Origin of the sequence: Arthrobacter globiformis NBRC 12137 (assembly GCF_000238915.1) — a bacterium.
Classification (GTDB): Bacteria; Actinomycetota; Actinomycetes; order Actinomycetales; family Micrococcaceae; genus Arthrobacter; species Arthrobacter globiformis.
In genome coordinates, this window is record NZ_BAEG01000076.1 from 1 (window position 1) to 933 (window position 933).

Consider the following 933-nt stretch of genomic DNA (forward strand, 5'->3'; position numbering starts at 1 on the left):
CTGGGCGTTCGGCCGCTCTTCCTCACCGAAGAGCCAATCACCGGCCTGCTCGAACCAGTTACGGTCGTTATGCTCCCGGACCCACTCGTTGTTCCGCTGCCGCCGGACGTCCTCTTCATGCCCGGCCTCAATCATCTTCCCGACATACCCGGCCACCGTCCGCAACGCCGCCACCAGCGCGTCCGCATCAGTTTTCGCCGTGGCCGCATTGGCCGCGAAAAGCTCCGAGAAGTGCCCCCGAAAGTCCTCCTTCGCCGCGGAAACAAACGACACCCGCGAACCCGCATGCTCCTCAAGCCTCGACGCAGCCGACTCAAACGCCGACCTCACCGCCCCGGCCACGGCATAGTCAAACCGCCCGCCATCAGAAGCATCCGAATCCGGCAACAACGGCACCTCAACGAACCCGGTCACAACCAAAGCCCCCCAAAAGAACAAAACTCAAACAACAAGACCACACCCGGCAACAGCCGGGTAACCGCCCACTCCCCCAAGTGGCGCGCCTACCCGGCCCTCACACAAGAAAAACAAAAACTCAGGCGCCGCCGCCGGCGGAGAAGATGTCCTGCGAAATCTTCTGCAGCTGCCCCCGCAACTGCTCCAACTCCTCCTTGGCCTTATCCAAGGCAGCCTTCGTTTCCGGCCACGTCGAACCACGGAACTGCGCAGCCAGGGGACCATCCCAAACATTCGGATCCGACAAAACCCTGCCCTGCGCATCCAGCGCCGAGATCTGATCCGTGAAACCACCGTTAATGATCGACTGCACCTGCCCAATCGCAGCCTTCGCTTGCTCAGTAGACAACACACGCGACATAAAAATTCCTCCCCAGAAACTGACACCAAAACACCGCCGAACACAGAACCGCCGACGACCGGACGAAGCCGAGGCTACCAACTCCGGATGAATAAATCCAACAAAAAGACAAACCA

General features: G+C 60.1%; 2 protein-coding genes. Both read right to left on the reverse strand.

Going from position 1 to position 933, the window contains the following annotated elements:
• Positions 1-414 (reverse strand): hypothetical protein (locus ARGLB_RS14050; protein ID WP_003803592.1); only part of this gene is annotated, 414 nt, incomplete at its 3' end.
• A 121-nt stretch (positions 415-535) separates the two neighbouring features.
• Positions 536-933, reverse strand: a 398-nt coding sequence (locus tag ARGLB_RS14055) for a hypothetical protein (protein WP_245531541.1), incomplete at its 5' end; no start/stop codon positions are given.